This is a genomic window from Hominilimicola sp. (genome assembly GCF_046972485.1).
GTDB lineage: Bacteria > Bacillota > Clostridia > UBA1381 > UBA1381 > Hominilimicola > Hominilimicola fabiformis.
Map to the genome: position 1 here is coordinate 1 of NZ_JBKVWU010000229.1, position 1,117 is coordinate 1,117.

General features: G+C 38.0%; 2 protein-coding genes. Both read left to right on the top strand.

From position 1 onward, the window contains the following. The coding region (locus ACLTU0_RS12015) for a stalk domain-containing protein (RefSeq protein WP_412322677.1) at positions 1–781 on the top strand (781 nt) is incomplete at its 5' end. A 36-nt stretch (positions 782–817) separates the two neighbouring features. Then, on the top strand, positions 818–1,117 hold a 300-nt coding region (locus ACLTU0_RS12020), incomplete at its 3' end, for an RNA polymerase sigma factor (RefSeq protein WP_412322678.1).

Below are 1,117 nucleotides of genomic sequence, written 5' to 3' on the forward strand. Positions count from 1 at the left end.
CAGTTATTCAGTAGTTATTGAAAACCATACACTTGATTTGGGCGGCGAAACGGTTTATGAATTGAATAAGCATATGATGGTACCGCTTAGAACAGTAGCTGAAAAGCTTGGTTTTAAGGTTAAGTGGGACGGCGAGTGTCAAGGTATTTCACTTGATAACGGCGAAGTAAATACAATCGTTTACATAGGTCAGGATAATTACTATATGGCGTCATCAACCGCAATCGGTATGAGCGCACCGACAGCGTTGGGCGTTGCACCAGCTTTAAAGAACGGCACTACATATGTTCCTGCGGATATGTTCAATATTTTGTATTGTGAAGATGTTGTTTCGGTTAAGGATAACGTAATCACAATCAAGACAGATAATGATAATAATGAAGAAGAAATTGTCGGAATGCCGAATCCGTTTGTAGAATATAAGACAGTTGATGAAGCTCAAAAGGTGTTGCCTTTTAGTGCGGTTGTTCCGTCAAATGTAAAGGAATATGAACTTGAAATCGTGTCGGTAATGTCAAACGAAATGCTGCAACTTATCTACAAAAACGGCGATAAGGAAATTACATACAGAGTAGAAAAAGGCAGTAACGACATAAGCGGCGATTACAACGAATATAAGGACATAAAGACAGTCAAAGTCGGTGACGTTGAGGTTAAGGTCAGAAAATCAGAAGAAACAATGAGTACCATCTGGACAAACGGCGGCCTTACATTCTCGTTGTACTCAAACGGTAATCTTACCGAAAAGGATATTACAGACATAATTTCAAGCATTAAATAATTGTATTCATATAAATGAAATGGGGAGGGTCTTTGCTTGGAAGTTACGAAAGATTATATCAGTGATTTGCTTGATAAATACAGCGATATGGTGCTTAGAATAGCATATACATATTTGAAAAATCGGGCAGACGCGGAAGATATTGTCCAAGACGTGTTTTTGCGGATAATCGATAAAAAGCCGTCGTTCAATGATGAAAGCCACGAAAAATCATGGCTGATTCGAGCGACAATCAATATGTGCAAAAATAAGGTGAATATGTTTTGGAATAAAAATAAATGCTCGATAGACGATGTACAGGAATTTGCAGTGAGCGACAAATATAATACAGATACA